The sequence below is a fragment of the Streptomyces montanus genome (assembly GCF_005786655.1).
Taxonomy (GTDB): Bacteria; Actinomycetota; Actinomycetes; order Streptomycetales; family Streptomycetaceae; genus Streptomyces; species Streptomyces sporangiiformans.
On record NZ_VBZC01000110.1, the window covers coordinates 1 to 16,011 of the forward strand.

At 71.7% G+C, this 16,011-nt stretch carries 16 protein-coding genes and 2 rRNA genes; 14 read left to right on the forward strand and 4 right to left on the reverse strand.

Annotated elements, in window-relative coordinates; translation table 11 throughout:
• From FE633_RS49960 to FE633_RS47980, 4 genes are all read left to right on the forward strand, one after another.
• Positions 1-98 (forward strand): 23S ribosomal RNA (locus FE633_RS49960); the annotation flags it as partial.
• 136 nt (positions 99-234) lie between these two features.
• Positions 235-351, forward strand: a 5S ribosomal RNA gene (rrf, locus tag FE633_RS45335).
• Positions 352-582: 231 nt separating this feature from the next.
• Positions 583-1,875, forward strand: coding sequence for a hypothetical protein (locus FE633_RS47975; protein ID WP_212747354.1), 1,293 nt, complete (start codon positions 583-585; stop codon positions 1,873-1,875).
• Positions 1,767-2,585: a tetratricopeptide repeat protein gene (locus FE633_RS47980; protein ID WP_212747353.1), complete on the forward strand. Its 819-nt coding sequence runs from the start codon at positions 1,767-1,769 to the stop codon at positions 2,583-2,585. The genes FE633_RS47975 and FE633_RS47980 overlap by 109 nt, the downstream gene beginning before the upstream one ends.
• A 74-nt stretch (positions 2,586-2,659) precedes the next feature.
• Here FE633_RS47980 and FE633_RS45345 read toward each other — a convergent pair whose 3' ends face one another.
• Positions 2,660-3,949 carry a DUF1015 domain-containing protein gene (locus FE633_RS45345; protein WP_138050998.1) on the reverse strand — a complete coding sequence of 430 codons (1,290 nt, stop codon included), beginning with the start codon at positions 3,947-3,949 and terminating at the stop codon, positions 2,660-2,662.
• 72 nt (positions 3,950-4,021) lie between these two features.
• On the opposite strand from FE633_RS45345, the gene FE633_RS45350 reads away from it, so the two are divergent.
• Genes FE633_RS45350 through FE633_RS45365 form a run of 4 tightly spaced genes read left to right on the forward strand, consistent with a single transcriptional unit; the run spans position 4,022 to position 8,170 of the window.
• A complete protein-coding gene (locus tag FE633_RS45350; protein WP_138050999.1) occupies positions 4,022-5,050 on the forward strand; it encodes an HAD hydrolase-like protein in 1,029 nt (342 codons plus the stop codon).
• A 56-nt stretch (positions 5,051-5,106) separates the two neighbouring features.
• On the forward strand, positions 5,107-6,150 hold the full coding sequence (locus FE633_RS45355) for a FecCD family ABC transporter permease (protein WP_138051000.1): 1,044 nt from the start codon (positions 5,107-5,109) through the stop codon (positions 6,148-6,150).
• Positions 6,147-7,226: a FecCD family ABC transporter permease gene (locus tag FE633_RS45360; RefSeq protein ID WP_138051001.1), complete on the forward strand. Its 1,080-nt coding sequence runs from the start codon at positions 6,147-6,149 to the stop codon at positions 7,224-7,226. Before FE633_RS45355 ends, FE633_RS45360 begins: the two co-directional genes overlap by 4 nt.
• Complete coding sequence (locus FE633_RS45365; RefSeq protein WP_425473330.1) at positions 7,223-8,170, forward strand: ABC transporter ATP-binding protein; 948 nt, start codon at positions 7,223-7,225, stop codon at positions 8,168-8,170. The genes FE633_RS45360 and FE633_RS45365 overlap by 4 nt, the downstream gene beginning before the upstream one ends.
• 15 nt (positions 8,171-8,185) lie before the next feature.
• Here the strand turns inward: FE633_RS45365 and FE633_RS45370 are convergent, their stop codons facing one another.
• Positions 8,186-8,533: an SCP2 sterol-binding domain-containing protein gene (locus FE633_RS45370; protein ID WP_138051002.1), complete on the reverse strand. Its 348-nt coding sequence runs from the start codon at positions 8,531-8,533 to the stop codon at positions 8,186-8,188.
• A 55-nt stretch (positions 8,534-8,588) separates the two neighbouring features.
• Between FE633_RS45370 and FE633_RS45375 the strand changes: the two genes are divergently transcribed.
• Genes FE633_RS45375 through FE633_RS45385 form a run of 3 tightly spaced genes read left to right on the forward strand, consistent with a single transcriptional unit; the run spans position 8,589 to position 10,657 of the window.
• Entirely contained in the window at positions 8,589-8,918 is a 330-nt protein-coding gene (locus FE633_RS45375) for a hypothetical protein (RefSeq protein ID WP_246114138.1), read from the forward strand.
• A 21-nt stretch (positions 8,919-8,939) separates the two neighbouring features.
• The gene (locus FE633_RS45380; RefSeq protein WP_138051003.1) at positions 8,940-9,755 is read left to right on the forward strand and encodes a TlyA family RNA methyltransferase; all 816 of its coding nucleotides are present in this window, start codon (positions 8,940-8,942) and stop codon (positions 9,753-9,755) included.
• The gene (locus FE633_RS45385; RefSeq protein ID WP_138051004.1) at positions 9,752-10,657 is read left to right on the forward strand and encodes an NAD kinase; all 906 of its coding nucleotides are present in this window, start codon (positions 9,752-9,754) and stop codon (positions 10,655-10,657) included. Before FE633_RS45380 ends, FE633_RS45385 begins: the two co-directional genes overlap by 4 nt.
• A gap of 24 nt (positions 10,658-10,681) precedes the next feature.
• On the opposite strand, the gene FE633_RS45390 is transcribed toward FE633_RS45385, so the two are convergent.
• Positions 10,682-11,374, reverse strand: a complete 693-nt coding sequence (locus FE633_RS45390; protein WP_138051005.1) for an FtsX-like permease family protein — start codon at positions 11,372-11,374, stop codon at positions 10,682-10,684.
• A 194-nt stretch (positions 11,375-11,568) separates the two neighbouring features.
• On the opposite strand from FE633_RS45390, the gene recN reads away from it, so the two are divergent.
• From recN to FE633_RS45405, 3 genes are all read left to right on the forward strand, one after another.
• Positions 11,569-13,287 (forward strand): DNA repair protein RecN, encoded by a 1,719-nt coding sequence (gene recN, locus FE633_RS45395; protein ID WP_138051010.1) that lies wholly within the window; start codon positions 11,569-11,571, stop codon positions 13,285-13,287.
• A gap of 26 nt (positions 13,288-13,313) precedes the next feature.
• On the forward strand, positions 13,314-14,102 hold the full coding sequence (locus tag FE633_RS45400; protein ID WP_138051006.1) for a hypothetical protein: 789 nt from the start codon (positions 13,314-13,316) through the stop codon (positions 14,100-14,102).
• Between the two features lie 293 nt (positions 14,103-14,395).
• Entirely contained in the window at positions 14,396-15,535 is a 1,140-nt protein-coding gene (locus FE633_RS45405) for a glycosyltransferase family 4 protein (RefSeq protein ID WP_171060396.1), read from the forward strand.
• Between the two features lie 11 nt (positions 15,536-15,546).
• Here FE633_RS45405 and FE633_RS45410 read toward each other — a convergent pair.
• Positions 15,547-16,011, reverse strand: a 465-nt coding sequence (locus tag FE633_RS45410; RefSeq protein ID WP_138051008.1) for a PucR family transcriptional regulator, incomplete at its 5' end; no start/stop codon positions are given.

Below are 16,011 nucleotides of genomic sequence, written 5' to 3' on the forward strand. Positions count from 1 at the left end.
GGTAAGGCTCCCAGTAGACGACTGGGTTGATAGGCCAGATCTGGAAGGCGGGTAACCGCTGGAGGTGACTGGTACTAATAGGCCGAGGGCTTGTCCTCAGTTGCTCGCGTCCACTGTGTAGTTCCCAGACAACGAACGGTTGTGCTGGCTGAACAGTTCCACTTATCAATTGAAGAGTGTGCTTGTTCGCTGCCCTGTTCAAGACCTCGTTTATCGCGAGGTGTCTGAAAGGGTTTCGGTGGTCATAGCGTGAGGGAAACGCCCGGTTACATTCCGAACCCGGAAGCTAAGCCTTTCAGCGCCGATGGTACTGCAGGGGGGACCCTGTGGGAGAGTAGGACGCCGCCGAACAATCTTTGGAGGACCTCTGGTCCCAGCGACTCGCTGGGACCAGAGGTCCTTTTTTGTTTTCCCGAACCGCGCAGGGTACCCGACCTGCGCGAGAATGACTTGCAGTACCTAAGACAGGAGTCACCATGTCCCCCAACTCTCCCGACGAGCGACCGGAGCGCGATCAGCGCCGCCGGGACAGTGGTGACCGCGGCGGCTACCGCGGGGGGCCGCGCCGCGACAACGACCGACGTGACGACAGTCGTGGTGGTGGCGAGCGTGGCGGCTTCCGCCGTGACGACCGCCGTGGTGATGACGGTCGTGGTGGCGGCGAGCGTGGTGGCTTCCGTCGTGATGACAACCGTGGCGGAGGCGGCTTCCGTGGACGCGACGACCGGGATCGCGGAGGTCGTCCGCCGTTCCGTCGTGACGATCGACCCGGTGGACCGCGTCGCGACGACCGCGACCATGGCGCGGCCCGGCGTGAGGGGGACCGGCCGGCCTTCCGCCGCGACGACCGGCGTGACGACCGGCGTGACGATCGCCGTGATGACCGGCGTGGTGACGAGCGGAGTGGTTTCCGTCGCGATGACCGTCGTGGCGATGACCGCAGCGGCTTCCGACGTGACGACAGTCGCGGTGGTGGCGATCGCGGTGGCTTCCGCCGTGACGATCGCCGTGGTGATGACAGTCGTGGTGGCGGCGAGCGTGGTGGCTTCCGTCGTGATGACAACCGTGGCGGAGGCGGCTTCCGTGGACGCGACGACCGGGATCGCGGAGGTCGTCCGCCGTTCCGTCGTGACGATCGACCCGGTGGACCGCGTCGCGACGACCGCGACCATGGCGCGGCCCGGCGTGAGGGGGACCGGCCGGCCTTCCGCCGCGACGACCGGCGTGACGATCGCCGTGATGACCGTCGGGGTGACGACCGCGGTGGCTTCCGTCGCGATGACCGTCGGGGTGACGACCGCGGTGGTTTCCGTCGTGACGACAACCGTGGTGCTGGCGAGCGTGGTGGCTTCCGTCGTGACGACAGCCGTGGGGGCGGCGACCGGCGTGATGACCGTCGGGGTGACGACCGCGGTGGCTTCCGTCGTGACGACAGTCGCGGTGGTGGCGAGCGTGGTGGCTTCCGTCGTGACGACAGCCGTGGGGGCGGCGACCGTCGCGATGACCGTCGGCAGAGTGACCGTGCCGGTTACGCGCGCCGTGACGACCGTCGGGACGGCGACCGCGGAGACCGTGGTGGTTTCCGGCGGGACGATACCCGCGGTGGCTTCCGGGGGCGGGACGAGCGGGGCGGTCGTGGGCCGCGCCGCGAGGACGGCCGTGGCCGTCCGGGCGGCTTCCGTCGTGACGACCGTCGGGGCGATGACCGCCGGGGAGGCGGGCGCTTCCGTGACGAGCGGGAGCGGGACCGCGAGCCGATCAAGCGGCTGCCCATCCCCGACGACGTCACGGGTGACGAGATCGACAAGGACGTACGGCAGGAACTCCAGAGCCTGCCGAAGGGGCTTGCCGAGGATGTCGCCAGGAACCTGGTGATGGTGGCCAGGCTCATCGACGAGGATCCCGAGGGCGCGTACGGCTACTCGAGGGTCGCGCTGCGGCTGGCGTCGCGGGTCGCCGCCGTGCGCGAGGCGGCCGGTTTCGCGGCGTACGCGAACCAGAAGTACAGCGAGGCGCTCGCCGAGTTCCGGGCCGCGCGGCGGATGACCGGAAGCGTGGAGCTGTGGCCCGTCATGGCGGACTGCGAGCGGGGTCTCGGGCGGCCCGAGAAGGCCCTCGACATGGCCGGGGCCCCCGAGGTGCAGAAGCTCGACAAGGCGGGCCAGGTCGAGATGCGGCTGGTGGCGGCCGGGGCCCGGCGCGACATGGACCAGATCGACGCTGCCATCGTGACCTTGCAGAGTCCCGAGCTGGCCTCGAACTCCGTGCAGCCCTGGACGGCACGACTGCGCTACGCGTATGCGGACGCATTGCTTGCGGCCGGTCGCGAGGACGAGGCGCGCGAGTGGTTCGCGAAGGCGGTCGAGTCCGACAAGGACGGCAGCACGGACGCTTCGGACCGGCTCGCGGAGATGGACGGCGTCGAGTTCGTGGACGCCCTCGACGAGAATGACACGGAGACTTCCGAGGCTCCGGCACCCGAGTCGGTCGACACCGACTCCGAGGACGACGAGGACGACGACAAGGGCGACAACGACGACAGCATCGACAGCGACGCTGACGAGAAGGACGCCCTGGACGGCTGACGCCGGCATCAGGCGGCGCGCGAGTGGATGAGCGGGACCCCCGGGACACCCCGGGGGTCCCGCTCATCCGCGTCTCAGGGTTCGAGCGCGCGTAGCACCAGCCCCGTCGCCGGTTTCGGGCCGAACGACGTCGACTTGCGGGGCATCGTGACCCCTTGGCCCGCCAGTTCGCGTACGACTTCTTCCTGGACCGGGTGCATCAGGACAGCCGTCCCGCCGTCGCGTTCGGCCTTGGCGACCGTGGCGGCGGTGTCGTGGATGTACGCGATGTGCTCAGGCACGTCCGGGATGTGCCAGATGTGGTCGATGAGCGTGGCGTGCAGGACCGTCGCGTCGAGGGTGCGCCAGGCCTCCGGCTGGTCGGCCGGAATCGTACGGGCGAGAAGGTCCCGGGAGGGGCGGTCGACGAGGTGGAAGGCGCCGTCGCCGGCGAGGAGGAAGGCGTTTCCCTCGGCGGCCGCCACGGCGAGGACTTCCCTCGCCTCGGAGAGAGGGCCGTCGACGCGGCGTACGCGGAAGGAGTCCCCGAGGGCGGTGAGAGCGTCGGGTACGGAGAGGCGGTGCAGGAGGCGGTGGATCGCCCGCACGCGGAGCGGGTAGCGCACGGTGTCGACCAGCAGCACCAGGCCGAAGTCCCAGGCGCTGGGGGAGGGGTGTTCGGTGCGCAGGCGCAGATACGTCGCCCAGCGGTGGTGGCCGTCCGCGATGAGGGCCTGGTGGCCGGCCAGGTCCGCCCGGATCGCGGCCAGGTCCGCGGGGCGGGTCACCGACCACAGACGGTGGCTGAAGCCGTCCTCGGTGGTGGTGCGCAGCAGGGGCGGATGCTGGACGGTGCGCTCGATGACGGCGGTCGTGCCGGTGGCGGAGCCGTCGCCGCGGTAGGTCAGGAGGAGGGGCTCGAGGTTCGCGGACGTGGCGCGCATCAGGTCCGCGCGGTCGGCGACCACGTGCGGCATGACGTCCTCGTGGGGCAGGACCACGCCCTCCGCCGGCTCGGAAAGGCGCAGGGCGCCTATGACGCCGCGCTGCAGCATGCCGTCGCCGTCGCGCTGCTCGTAGACGTACAGGCCCGGTTCGGGGTCGGTGACCAGGACGCCCTCGGCCAGCCAGCGGTGCAGGGTGACCGCCGCCTGCTTGTTGCGGGCGGTGGGGGTGGCGGCCTGGGGGAGGATCAGGCGGACGATGTTGTGCGGATCGGCCGATTCGAGGTGGTGCAGTCCGTCGGGCCGCACGACCACGTCGTACGGCGGGGATGTCACGGCGGAGAGGCTGCCGACCCGGTCGGGGTCGTAGCGCAGACCCCGGAACGGGGTCAGATCAAGGCCCATGCGAGCCGGTACGTCCGCGGGACCTGCAGTGTTCATTGATGCATCGTAAGTGTGTCAGCGGCATGCGGGATGATCGGGGGAATGGGATCGAACGAGGAGCGATGCGTAATGAGCCAGACCGTGAGGACGCGGCCCGCGGGCAGTGAGCGGCCCCTGAGCGAGGCGTACGACACGGCGCTGCTCGACCTGGACGGGGTGGTGTACGCAGGGGGGAGCGCGATCGCGTACGCCGTGGCGTCGCTCGGCACGGCTCGTGCGGGCGGAATGCATCTCGCGTACGTCACGAACAACGCGCTGCGGACGCCCGACACCGTGGCCGCGCACCTCACGGAGCTGGGGGTACCGACCGAGGAGTCGGACGTCATCACCTCGGCGCAGGCCGTGGCCCGGCTGATCAGCGAGCAGGTGCCCGCGGGGGCGCGGGTGCTGGTGATCGGCGGGGACGGGCTGCGGGTGGCGCTGCGCGAGCGTGGACTCGAGCCCGTCGAGTCGGCCGAGGACGAGCCGGTGGCGGTTGTGCAGGGGTACGGCGGGCCGGAGCTGCCGTGGGGGCGCTTCGCGGAGGCCTGCTACGCCATCGCGCGCGGAGTGCCGTGGTTCGCCTCCAACACCGACCTCACGATTCCGAGCGCGCGGGGGATCGCTCCCGGCAACGGGGCGGCCGTCGAGGTCGTACGGATCGCGACGGGCGCCGAGCCGCAGGTGGCCGGCAAGCCGCTGCCGCCGATGCACCGGGAGACGATTCTGCGCACGGGGGCGGTGCGGCCGCTGGTGGTCGGGGACCGGCTCGACACGGACATCGAGGGGGCGTTCAACGGCGAGGTGGACTCGCTGCTGGTGCTGACGGGGGTGACCGACGGCGCGCAGCTGCTTGCCGCGCCGCCGGAGCACCGGCCGACGTATGTGGACGCCGATCTGCGGGGGATGTTGACCGGGCAGCCCGAGGTCGTCGCGGAGGGCGAGGGTTTCCGCTGCGGCGGATGGACCGCCGTTGCGGGGCGTGAGCGGCTGGAGCTGGAGGGGGACGGCGGGGCGCTCGACGGCTTGCGGGCGCTGTGTGCCGCCGCCTGGACGGCGGCAGGGGAAGGCACTTGCGGACTGGACGGGGGCAAGGCCCTGGCGCGGCTGGGGCTTTGAAGGCCTGCCCGGCCTCCGGATCGAACCCGGAGGGGAGGGTAGGCTAACCTAACTGGGTGTTGGTCGACAGTCCCCCCGAACCAAGCGCGGAGACCGCCGCCGCGCCCCCAACCCGCCGGGCCGTACGAGCAGCTGGGCTCCTCGTGTCCGTGGCCGTGCTGGTGCTCGTCGCGCTGGCGAGTATCGCCATCGGCGCGAAGGAGCTGTCCCTGGGCCAGGTCTGGCACGGCCTGTTCCAGGATTCGGGGACGTATGGCGACGTCGTGGTGAGCGAGCGCCTGTCGCGTACCGTCCTCGGACTGCTCGTCGGCGCCGCCCTCGGCCTCTCCGGGGCCGTCCTCCAAGCGCTCACCCGCAATCCGCTGGCCGACCCCGGACTCCTCGGCATCAACGCGGGCGCGTCCGCGGCGGTCGTCACGGCCATCACCTACTTCGGCGTCACCTCACTGAGCGGGTATGTGTGGTTCGCCTTCGCGGGCGCTGCCGTGGTCGGGGCGCTGGTGTACGTCCTCGGCGGCAGCCGGGGCGCGACGCCGGTGCGGCTCGCACTCGCCGGCACCGCGATCAGCGCCGCGCTCTACGGCTATCTGCAGGCCGTGATGATCATGGACGATGCGGCGCTCGGCAAGATGCGCTTCTGGACGGTCGGTTCGCTGTCCTCGGCCACCGACACGACCATCGAGCAGGTGCTGCCGTTCCTCGTGGTCGGTACGGTCCTGGCGCTGGCCCTCGCCCGGCCGCTGAACGCCATGGCCATGGGCGACGACACCGCCCGCGCGCTCGGCGCGCATCTGGGCCGCACCCGCGCGCTGGCCATGGCGGCCGCGACCCTGCTCTGCGGGGCCGCGACCGCCGCATGCGGGCCGATCGTGTTCGTCGGGCTGATGATCCCGCATCTCGTGCGCTCCTTCACCGGACCCGATTTGCGCTGGATCCTGCCGTACGCCACCGTGCTCTCGCCGGTGCTGCTGCTCGGCGCCGACGTCATCGGCCGGATCGTCGCGCGGCCGGCCGAGCTGCAGGTCGGCATCGTCACGGCGATCCTCGGCGGCCCGGTCTTCATCTTTCTCGTACGACGGCGGAGGACGGCGCAGCTGTGAAGGCCGCAGACAACAAGACCCAGGCCGGTTCCGCCCGGCCGTTCCGCGCTCGGACCGTCCGTGCCCGCGGCGGGCTGTCGGTCCGTCTCGACGTGCGCTCGTTCACGGTCGTCGCCCTGCTGCTGGTGGCCGCGCTCGCCGCGAGCGTCGTACTGATCGGAACCGGCGACTTCCCGATCCCGGCCGGGGACGTCCTCAAGTCGTTGCTCGGCAACGGCGACACGGGACAGGAGTTCATCGTCAACGAGCTACGGCTGCCACGGGTCCTCGTCGGCCTCCTGGTGGGGGCCTCGCTCGGGCTCGGCGGCGCGCTGTTCCAGGCCATCTCCCGCAATCCGCTGGGCAGTCCGGATGTGCTCGGCCTCGGGCAGGGCTCTACGGCCGGCGCGCTCACCGTGATCGTCCTGTTCTCGGGGAACGCGGCCGAGGTCACCGTCGGGGCGCTCGTCGGCGGACTGGCGACCGGGCTCGCCATCTATGTGCTCGCCTGGAAGCGGGGTGTGCACGGCTATCGGCTGGTCCTGGTCGGTATCGGCGTCTCCGCGATCGTCACGGCCGTCAACGGCTATCTGCTCACCAAGGCCGATCTCGTCGACGCGGCCCGCGCGGTCGTGTGGATGACCGGGTCGCTCAACGGCCGCGACTGGCCCCAGGTCTGGCCGCTGCTCTGGCTGTGCGCCGCCCTCCTGCCGCTCGTCCTGGGCAACGCACGCGGGCTGCGCATGCTGGAGATGGGCGACGACGTCGCGTACGCGCTCGGGGTGCGGGTCGAGCGGACGCGGATGCTGCTGATGCTGGCCGCCGTGCTGCTCACCGCGGCCGCCACGGCCGCCGCGGGACCGGTCAGCTTCGTCGCGCTCACGGCGCCGCAGCTCGCCCGGCGCCTGACCCGCTCGCCGGGACCGAACCTGATGGCCGCGATGTGCATGGGCGCCACCCTGCTGATCGTCGCGGACTGGGCCTCGCAGCGGGCATTCGGCGCCGACCAGCTGCCCGTAGGAGTGGTGACCGGAGTACTGGGGGGCGTCTATCTGCTGTGGCTCCTGGTCACCGAGCGCAAGGCGGGCCGGATATGAACACCAAGAGGAGCACTGGCACTGTGAACCGCACGTCCGCGAACAACCCGTCCGCGAACAACCCGTCCGCGAACCGTCTGTCCGCCGAGAACGTCACCCTCGCCTACGACCAGCGCGTCATCGCCGACCATCTGTCGGTCGAGATCCCCGACAACTCCTTCACCGTGATCGTCGGCCCGAACGCCTGCGGCAAGTCCACGCTGCTGCGCGCGCTGTCCCGGATGCTGAAGCCGAACCAGGGCCGGGTGCTGCTCGACGGGCAGGTCATCCAGTCGATGCCCGCGAAGAAGGTGGCCAGGACGCTCGGGCTGCTGCCGCAGTCGTCGATCGCGCCCGACGGAATCACCGTCGGTGACCTGGTGGGCCGCGGACGCTACCCGCACCAGGGGCTGCTGCGGCAGTGGTCGTCCGAGGACGAGCGGATCGTACGGGAGTCGATGTCCTCGACCGGGGTCGCCGAACTGGCCGACCGCTATGTCGACGAACTCTCCGGCGGCCAGCGTCAGCGCGTCTGGATCGCCATGGCGCTCGCCCAGCAGACCCCGCTGTTGCTGCTCGACGAGCCGACCACGTATCTCGACATCCAGCACCAGATCGACGTACTCGATCTGTGTGCCGAACTGCACGAGCAGCAGGGCCGGACGCTGGTCGCCGTGTTGCACGACCTCAATCACGCGGCCCGGTACGCCACCCACCTCATAGCCCTGCGCGACGGTTCCGTCATCGCCGAGGGCGCGCCGTCGGACATCGTCACGGCCGAACTTGTCGAGGAGGTCTTCGGGCTGCGCTGCCAGGTCATCGACGACCCGGAGACGGGTACGCCGCTGGTGGTGCCGGCGGCGCGGAAGACGCGGGTGGCCGCGGCGGTCGGCGTGGCGGATACGACGAACACGACGAATGCGATGAATGCGATGAATGCGATGAATGCGGCGAAGGGGTCCTGAGCCGGAAACGCCTGGTCAGAGCAGCTTCCTGAGCCGGAGCAGGTCCCGTAGGCCCGCTTCGAGTCTGACGCGGCCCGCACCCCACGCCTTTGCGAAATGCAGCTCGCCGTTCACCAGGGCGACCAGGTCGTCGCCGGCCATGGTGAGCCGGATCTCCGCCTTGTTCGGCGGAGGGCCCTGCACCGTGTCGAGCACCTCGATCCGGCCGTCCTGCAGACGGCCGGCGAAGGTGATGTCGAGGTCGGTGATGTGGCAGCTCAACGAGCGGTCCAGGGCGGCGGCGCTGCGCACGTCGCCGTCCGCGCCGGCCATGTTCTCCGAAAGCTTGTCGAGTGCGCTGCGGCACTCCTCAATGGTCGCCATCGCGACCGACGGTACCCCAGAGCTTCGCGGTAGCGTCGGGGGCATGAGCGACTCCATGACGGGCTCGGAGGCGAACGCCTTCGGTACGGAGGCTGACGTTCCGGTCGAGTCCGTGCCCTCGCCCGAATCCGAATCCGAGGTCGAATCCGAGACCGGAGCCGAGGCCGGACCCGAAGCCGGGCCCAGCTACGACGCTGCCGCCCCCGCCCCGCTGAACGTGCCGCGTACCCCCACCGGGAACGCCGACGTGGACGCTCAGCTCGACCGCCTGGCCGATGCCGACCACCTCGCCCCGGACGGGCACGTCGAAGTGTACGAAGATGTGCACAGGGGGCTGCGTGACGCGCTGACCGCGCTGGACGCCCGCCCGGACCGTACAGCATGAACAACAGGAGCTGAACCGAACGTGGCAGGAGTGGCACGCCGCCGCCTCGACGCCGAGCTGGTACGCCGGAAGCTCGCCCGCTCGCGCGAGCACGCCGGCCAGCTGATCGCCGCCGGGCGGGTCACCGTCGGCAAGACTCTCGCGACCAAGTCCGCCACCCAGGTGGAGACCGCCGCGGCCATCGTGGTCACCGCGGACGACAGCGACCCCGAGTACGTCTCGCGCGGCGGCCACAAGCTCGCCGGGGCTCTGGAAGCGTTCGTTCCGCTCGGCCTCGGGATCAAGGGGCGGCGGGCCCTGGACGCAGGCGCCTCGACCGGCGGTTTCACCGACGTACTGCTGCGTGCGGGAGCCGCGCATGTCGTCGCCGTCGACGTCGGCTACGGGCAGCTGGCCTGGTCTCTCCAGAGTGATGAACGGGTCACCGTCAAGGACCGTAAGAACGTACGCGAGTTGACGTTGGAGGAGATTGATGGGGAGCCGGTGGATCTTATTGTCGGAGACTTGTCCTTCATCCCGCTCGGCCTGGTGCTGCCCGCCCTCGTGCGGTGCGCGGCGCCCGATGCCGACCTGGTGATGATGGTCAAGCCGCAGTTCGAGGTGGGCAGGGAGCGGCTGGGCAGCGGCGGTGTCGTACGCAGCCCCGACCTGCGGGCCGAGGCCGTGCGCGGTGTGGCCGCGCACGCCGGGGAGCTCGGTCTCGGGGTGAAGGGTGTCACCGCCAGCCCGCTGCCCGGGCCCTCGGGAAATGTCGAGTACTTTCTGTGGCTGCGTGCCGGAGCACCCGCTCTGGACCCGGCCGATGTTGACCGCGCAGTGGCGGAGGGGCCGCGTTGACACAGACCCGAGCTCGTACTGTTTTCCTGCTCGCCCACACCGGACGGCCCGCGGCCATCCGCAGTGCCGAACTCGTCGTCCAGGGGCTGCTCCGCTCCGGGCTCGGCGTGCGGGTGCTCGAGGCTGAGGCGGCCGATCTGCCGCTGCCGCCGACGGTGGAGCTCGTCAAGGAGGCGACTCCCGAGTGCCTCGACGGGTGCGAGCTGCTGATCGTGCTGGGCGGTGACGGCACGCTGTTGCGCGGCGCGGAGTTCGCCCGCGCCTCCGGCGTCCCGATGCTCGGCGTCAACCTCGGACGCGTCGGCTTCCTCGCGGAGGCCGAGCGCGACGACCTCGACAAGGTCGTCGACCGGGTGGTCACGAGGGCCTATGAGGTCGAGGAGCGCATGACCGTCGACGTCGTCGTGCACAGCAACGGCGATGTCGTACACACCGACTGGGCGCTCAACGAGGCCGCCGTGCAGAAGGTCTCCGCCGAGCGGCTCCTCGAGGTGATCCTGGAGATCGACGGACGGCCCGTGACCGGCTTCGGCTGCGACGGCATCGTCTGCGCGACTCCCACCGGATCGACGGCGTACGCCTTCTCCGCCGGCGGTCCCGTGGTGTGGCCGGAGGTCGAGGCGCTGCTCATGGTGCCCATCAGCGCGCACGCCCTGTTCGCCAAGCCGCTGGTGACCTCGCCGGACTCGGTGCTTGCCGTGGAGGTCCAGCAGCACACGCCGCACGGGGTGCTGTGGTGCGACGGTCGCCGCACGCTCGAACTCCCCCCGGGAGCACGGGTGGAGGTGCGCCGCGGAGCCGTACCGGTACGGCTCGCCCGGCTGCACCACGCGTCGTTCACCGACCGGCTGGTGGCGAAGTTCGCACTGCCCGTGGCGGGTTGGCGGGGGGCGCCGCACTAGCCGGTCCTCGCCGTATCACGTACGTCATGTGGCGCCGACCACCGAGATGGCTCGGCGTCGCATGACCGATCGCACCGGGAGCCCGGTGGCGAGCAGCGTGAGGAGCAGGGTGCCCGATCCGATGCCGGCGAGCACGGTCCACGGTATGTACGGGACCGGGGAGCCGAAGGCCTCGTCGAGGACCGGTGCGAGGGTGATGAGGGCTGTCGCGCCGCCCAGCAACAGGGCCGTGCCGGCGACCACGACGGCCTCCCAGGCCGCTATCGCACGGACTTGGCGGGCCTGGGTGCCGATGACACGCAGCAGCGCGATGTCCCGACGCCGCTCGAATGAGATCATCGAGAGCGTGTTCGCGGCGGCCGCCAGCGCCTGGCCCGCCACCGCACGTCGCACCTGCCGGGGCTTCGCGCCGATCGAGCGGACCATCGCCAGTTCGCGGTGCTGCTGCGCCACGGCCGTGCCCATCGTCGAGACGACCACGAAAATCGACATGTAGATGGAGCCGATCAACAGGACCGCGGCCATGTCACCGACGCCGCTGCTCCTGAGCTGTCTGCGGGCGTCCGCGGAGAGCTCGTCCGCATGCGCCGTGCTGGTCGCCATGAGCACCGACGTCGCCGCGCTCACCACCGTCGCCGCGAAGAGCGCGGCGACCGCCGTGCCCACGAACGCGGGGCGGTGCGCCCGCAGAGCCGCCTGGGCCAGTCCCGTCCTCATGTGTCCAGACTGGTGCGAGAGGCGGATCTCCCACCATGAGGGGCGCCGCAGGATCAAGCTGAGGAAAACCCCACTCCCGAGGGTGAACAGGGCCTCGCGACGGGCTCCCACCACCTGCGCCTTCGTGGAACGAGGGCAGGGGCCGTCGCACACCGGGCCCGTGACCTCGTAAGGTCGTGTCCGTGTTGGAGGAGATGCGGATACGGTCGCTCGGAGTCATCGACGACGCGGTCGTCGAGCTGTCGCCCGGCTTCACCGCCGTGACCGGTGAGACCGGCGCGGGCAAGACGATGGTGGTCACCAGCCTGGGGCTGTTGCTGGGCGGACGCGCGGACGCCGCCCTCGTACGGATCGGCGCCAAGAACGCGGTCGTGGAGGGCCGGATCGCCTTGCCCGACGGCACCTCCGCCGTCGTACGGGCCGAGGAGGCCGGAGCCGAACTCGACGACGGAGCGCTGCTGATCAGCCGTACCGTCTCCGCTGAGGGGCGCTCGCGGGCACATCTGGGCGGACGTTCCGTGCCCGTCGGTGTGCTCGCGGACCTCGCCGACGAACTGGTCGCCGTGCACGGCCAGACCGACCAGCAGGGTCTGCTCAAGCTGTCCCGGCAACGGCAGGCGCTCGACCGGTACGCGGGCGATGCGGTCGCCGTGCCGCTCGCCAAGTACGCGAGCGCCTACCGCCGGCTGCGCGCCATCTCGACCGAGCTGGACGAGATCACCACACGCGCGCGTGAACGCGCCCAGGAAGCCGACATGCTGCGCTTCGGGCTCGACGAGATCGCGGCGGTGGAGCCGCGCTCGGGCGAGGACGTGGAGCTCGCGGCCGAGGCCGAGCGACTCGGGCACGCGGAGGCGCTCGCCTCCGCCGCCACGGCGGCGCACGCGGCCGTGGCGGGCAACCCCGAGGACCCCGAGGGCATCGACGCCGCGACGCTCGTCGCGGGCGCGCACCGTGCCCTGGAGGCGGTCCGCTCGCACGACTCCGCGCTCGCCGCGCTCGCCGACCGGATCGGGGAGATCGGGATTCTGCTCGGCGATGTGGCGGGGGAGCTCGCGGGGTACGCCGACGACCTCGACGCCGATCCGCTGCGGCTCGCGGCGGTCGAGGAACGGCGGGCCGCACTCACCGCGCTGACGCGCAAGTACGGCGAGGACGTGGGCGCCGTACTGGCCTGGGCCGAGCAGAGCGCCGCGCGGCTCACGGAACTGGACGGCGACGACGACCGGATCGGCGAACTCACCGCCGAGCGGGACGCGCTGCGGGCCGAACTGGGCGGACTGGCCCAGGCCCTGACGGACGCGCGGGAGGAGGCCGCGGCGCGGTTCGCCGCGGCCGTGACCGCCGAACTCGCCTCGCTCGCCATGCCGCACGCGCGGGTGTCGTTCGAGATACGGCAGACGGAGGACGCCGACGGCGTCGAGGTGGGCGGTCGTACGGTCGCGTACGGACCCGCCGGTGCCGACGAGGTCGAGCTGCTCCTCGCGCCCCACCCGGGCGCACCGCCACGGCCCATCGCCAAGGGCGCGTCCGGCGGTGAGCTGTCCCGCGTCATGCTCGCGGTCGAGGTCGTCTTCGCGGGTACGGATCCGGTGCCCACGTACCTCTTCGACGAGGTCGACGCGGGCGTCGGCGGCAAGGCCGCGGTCGAGATCGGCCGCCGGCTCGCCCGCCTCGCCAAGACCGCGCAGGTCGTCGTCGTCACCCACCTGCCGCAGGTCGCCGCCTTCGCCGACCGGCAGTTGCTCGTCGAGAAGACCAACGACGGTTCGGTCACCCGGTCCGGTGTGAAGGTCCTGGAGGGCGAGGAACGGATTCGCGAACTGTCCCGCATGCTGGCGGGCCAGGAGGACTCCCAGACGGCTCGGGCCCACGCGGAGGAACTGCTGGCGACGGCTCGCGGGGACGGCTAGCTCCGCCTGGTCCTTAGGGTGACGGCATGAGCACCCCCCTGAGCAGGAGCATCGCGAGCAGGAGCATCGCGTTCGGCCTCGCCGCTGTGGCGACACGCGCCGGAATCACGGCTCTGCGCGCCAAGCCCCCGCGCTCTCACGACCATTGGACGCGCGAGAATTACGCTGGCCGGACCGTCGAGTTGTATGCCGGGCCCGCCGCCGCACTGGCGGCCGCGCTCGGGAGCGGGCGGGTCCGTCCCGCCGCCGGGTTCGCGGTGCTCGCCGCCGGGGCGTGCGGGGCGTACGACGACGTCGCCGGGGCCGATGACCCCCGACGGGGATTCCGGGCGCACCTTTCCGCCTTGCGGGGCGGCGAGGTGACCAGCGGGGCCGTCAAGCTGTTCGGCATCTCGGCCGCGGCCCTAGTCTCGGGCGCACTGCTCAAGGAGCGGCCCGTGGACAGGTTGCTCGCGGGTGTCGTGATCGCGGGGAGCGCGCACTTCGTCAATCTCGTGGATGTCCGCCCGGGGAGGGCCGCCGGTGCCGTGCTCGCCCTGGCGATGCCCGGGCTGGTGCGGGAAGGGCGGGCGGGGGAGTTGTCCGCGGTGGCGGCGGGGGCCGCGGTGGCCGTGCTCCCGGACGACCTCGGTGAGCGCGCGATGATCGGTGACACGGGAGCCCACGCCCTCGGGGCCACGCTCGGCGCCGCCATCGCCGTCGGCAACGGCCGTGCGGGTCTCCTCGCGCACGCGGCGGCCCTGGTGGCGGCGGCCGTGTACGGCGACGAAGTCAGCCACGTGGCACGTTCGTCGGTGCGCGGGAAGAGGGCGTGAACCGGAGCCGGAGGATCCCGGCCCCGGCCCCGGCCCCGGCCGCGGCGCTCGAACGGCTCTCGAACATTCCGCCCCGAACATGCCCGCCCGTTCACCCATGTGAGTGACCATGAGAGTGATCAACGTCACCGCGCCTTCCCGCCCACCACCGCAGCGACCCTCCGATGGTCCCGGAACACCTGCGCGGCCTGGCATCCTTGGAACCGGGACCACGCGCGGTACACCCCCACTGCCCGTCCCCCTCTGTACTTTTCTTCGTGACCGCCCGACGCCGAACCAGGAGCCCCGGCCACGTGATGCCCGTGAGCAGCCACTCGCCGCACGGACAGCCGCCGCTGCGTACCGTGCAAGTGCTCGGCGGCGGCAGCGTGGGCAGCAGCGCGCATGTGCGCTCGCTGGCGTCGGGGCTCGTCGCCCGGGGAGTGCGCGTCACCGTGTGCGCCCCGGCCGCGGCCGACCGGACGTACGACTTCACCGGTGTGGGTGCCCAGCACGTGTCCGTGCCGCGGCGCAGTGACCCGGCTTCCGTGGCCGCGCTGCGGACGGCCTGCGCGGACGCCGACCTCGTGCACGCGCACGGCCTCCATGCCGCGCTGCGGACGGCGATGGCGCTCGGCGGGCGGAGCCTCCCGTTCGTCGTGACCTGGCACTCCCGCTCGCGCGCCGACGGTGCGCGGGCGCGTCTGGTGCGACTCCTGGAGCGACGTGTCGCGAAGGCCGCCTCGGTCGTCCTCGGGTCCTCGTCCGAACTCGTGGACCTGGCCCGCCGCAGCGGTGCGCGGGACGCTCGGCTCGCCGCGGTGGCGCTCCCGGGGTATCGCCGGCCCGCCGACGGAAGCGAGGACCGCGACCGGCTGCGCGCCAAGGCCCGGGCCGAACTCGGGGCCACGGACCGGCCGTTGCTCATGGCCGTCGGCGCCCTCGACCGGTACCGGGGGTACGACACGCTGCTGGACGCCGCGCGCGCGTGGCGGCGGCTGGACACCTTGCCGCTGCTGGTGATCGCCGGGGAAGGTCCGCTGCGCGGGGAACTCCAGCGGCGTATCGAGGACGAAGGGCTGCCCGTCCGCCTGATCGGCCGGCGCGACGACATCGGCGAACTGCTGGCGGCCGCCGATCTCGCGCTGCTGCCCGGCAGCCGGGAATCGCGCTCCGTGCTGGCCCAAGAAGCGCTCCACGCGCGCGTGCCGCTCGTCGCGGCAGCCGTAGAGGGCATTCCGGAACTGGTCGGCGACGCGGCCGAGCTCGTCCCCCACGCAGACGCGGAAGCGCTCGCAGAAGCCGTCGTACGCCTCCTCGCGGATCCGGAACGGCGTGAGCTCCTGCGGGACAAGGGCACGCGCCAGGCCGCGTCCTGGCCGACCGAGGACGAGACGGTCGCTCAGGTCCTGAGCGTGTACGACGAGCTGACGAAGCCTCTGCCGCTTCAGTAGCGGATCGCACGTTACGGCACGAACCTGCGCGCCTGGAGCGCCAGGCTCAGCGCCAGCACCGTCTGGGGGTCGTCCAGGTCCGTTCCCAGCAGCTCCCCGATCCGGGCGAGCCGGTTGTAGAGCGTCTGCCGGTTGAGGTGCAGCTCTCGCGCCGTCTCCGCCTTGCGGCCGGCGTGCGCCAAGTACGTCTCCAGGGTGGGCAGGAGCGGCGGCTTGGAGCGGTTGTCGTGGTCCCGGAGGGGGCCGATCGCGCGGTCAACGAAGGCGGCGAGGTCGGGGTGGTCCCTCAGACGCCACAGCAACAGGTCGGTGTCCAGACGCCGGGCGTCGTACCAAGGGCGGTCGGACAGCCCCTGCGCCGCCGTGGCGGTCTCGGCCGCGTGCCGCAGACCCGCCGACGCCGCCGCCCAGCCGCCGGGGACGCCGACCACCACGACCGGCGGCTGCGCCCCCGGCCGTCGCATGCCCGCGCGCTC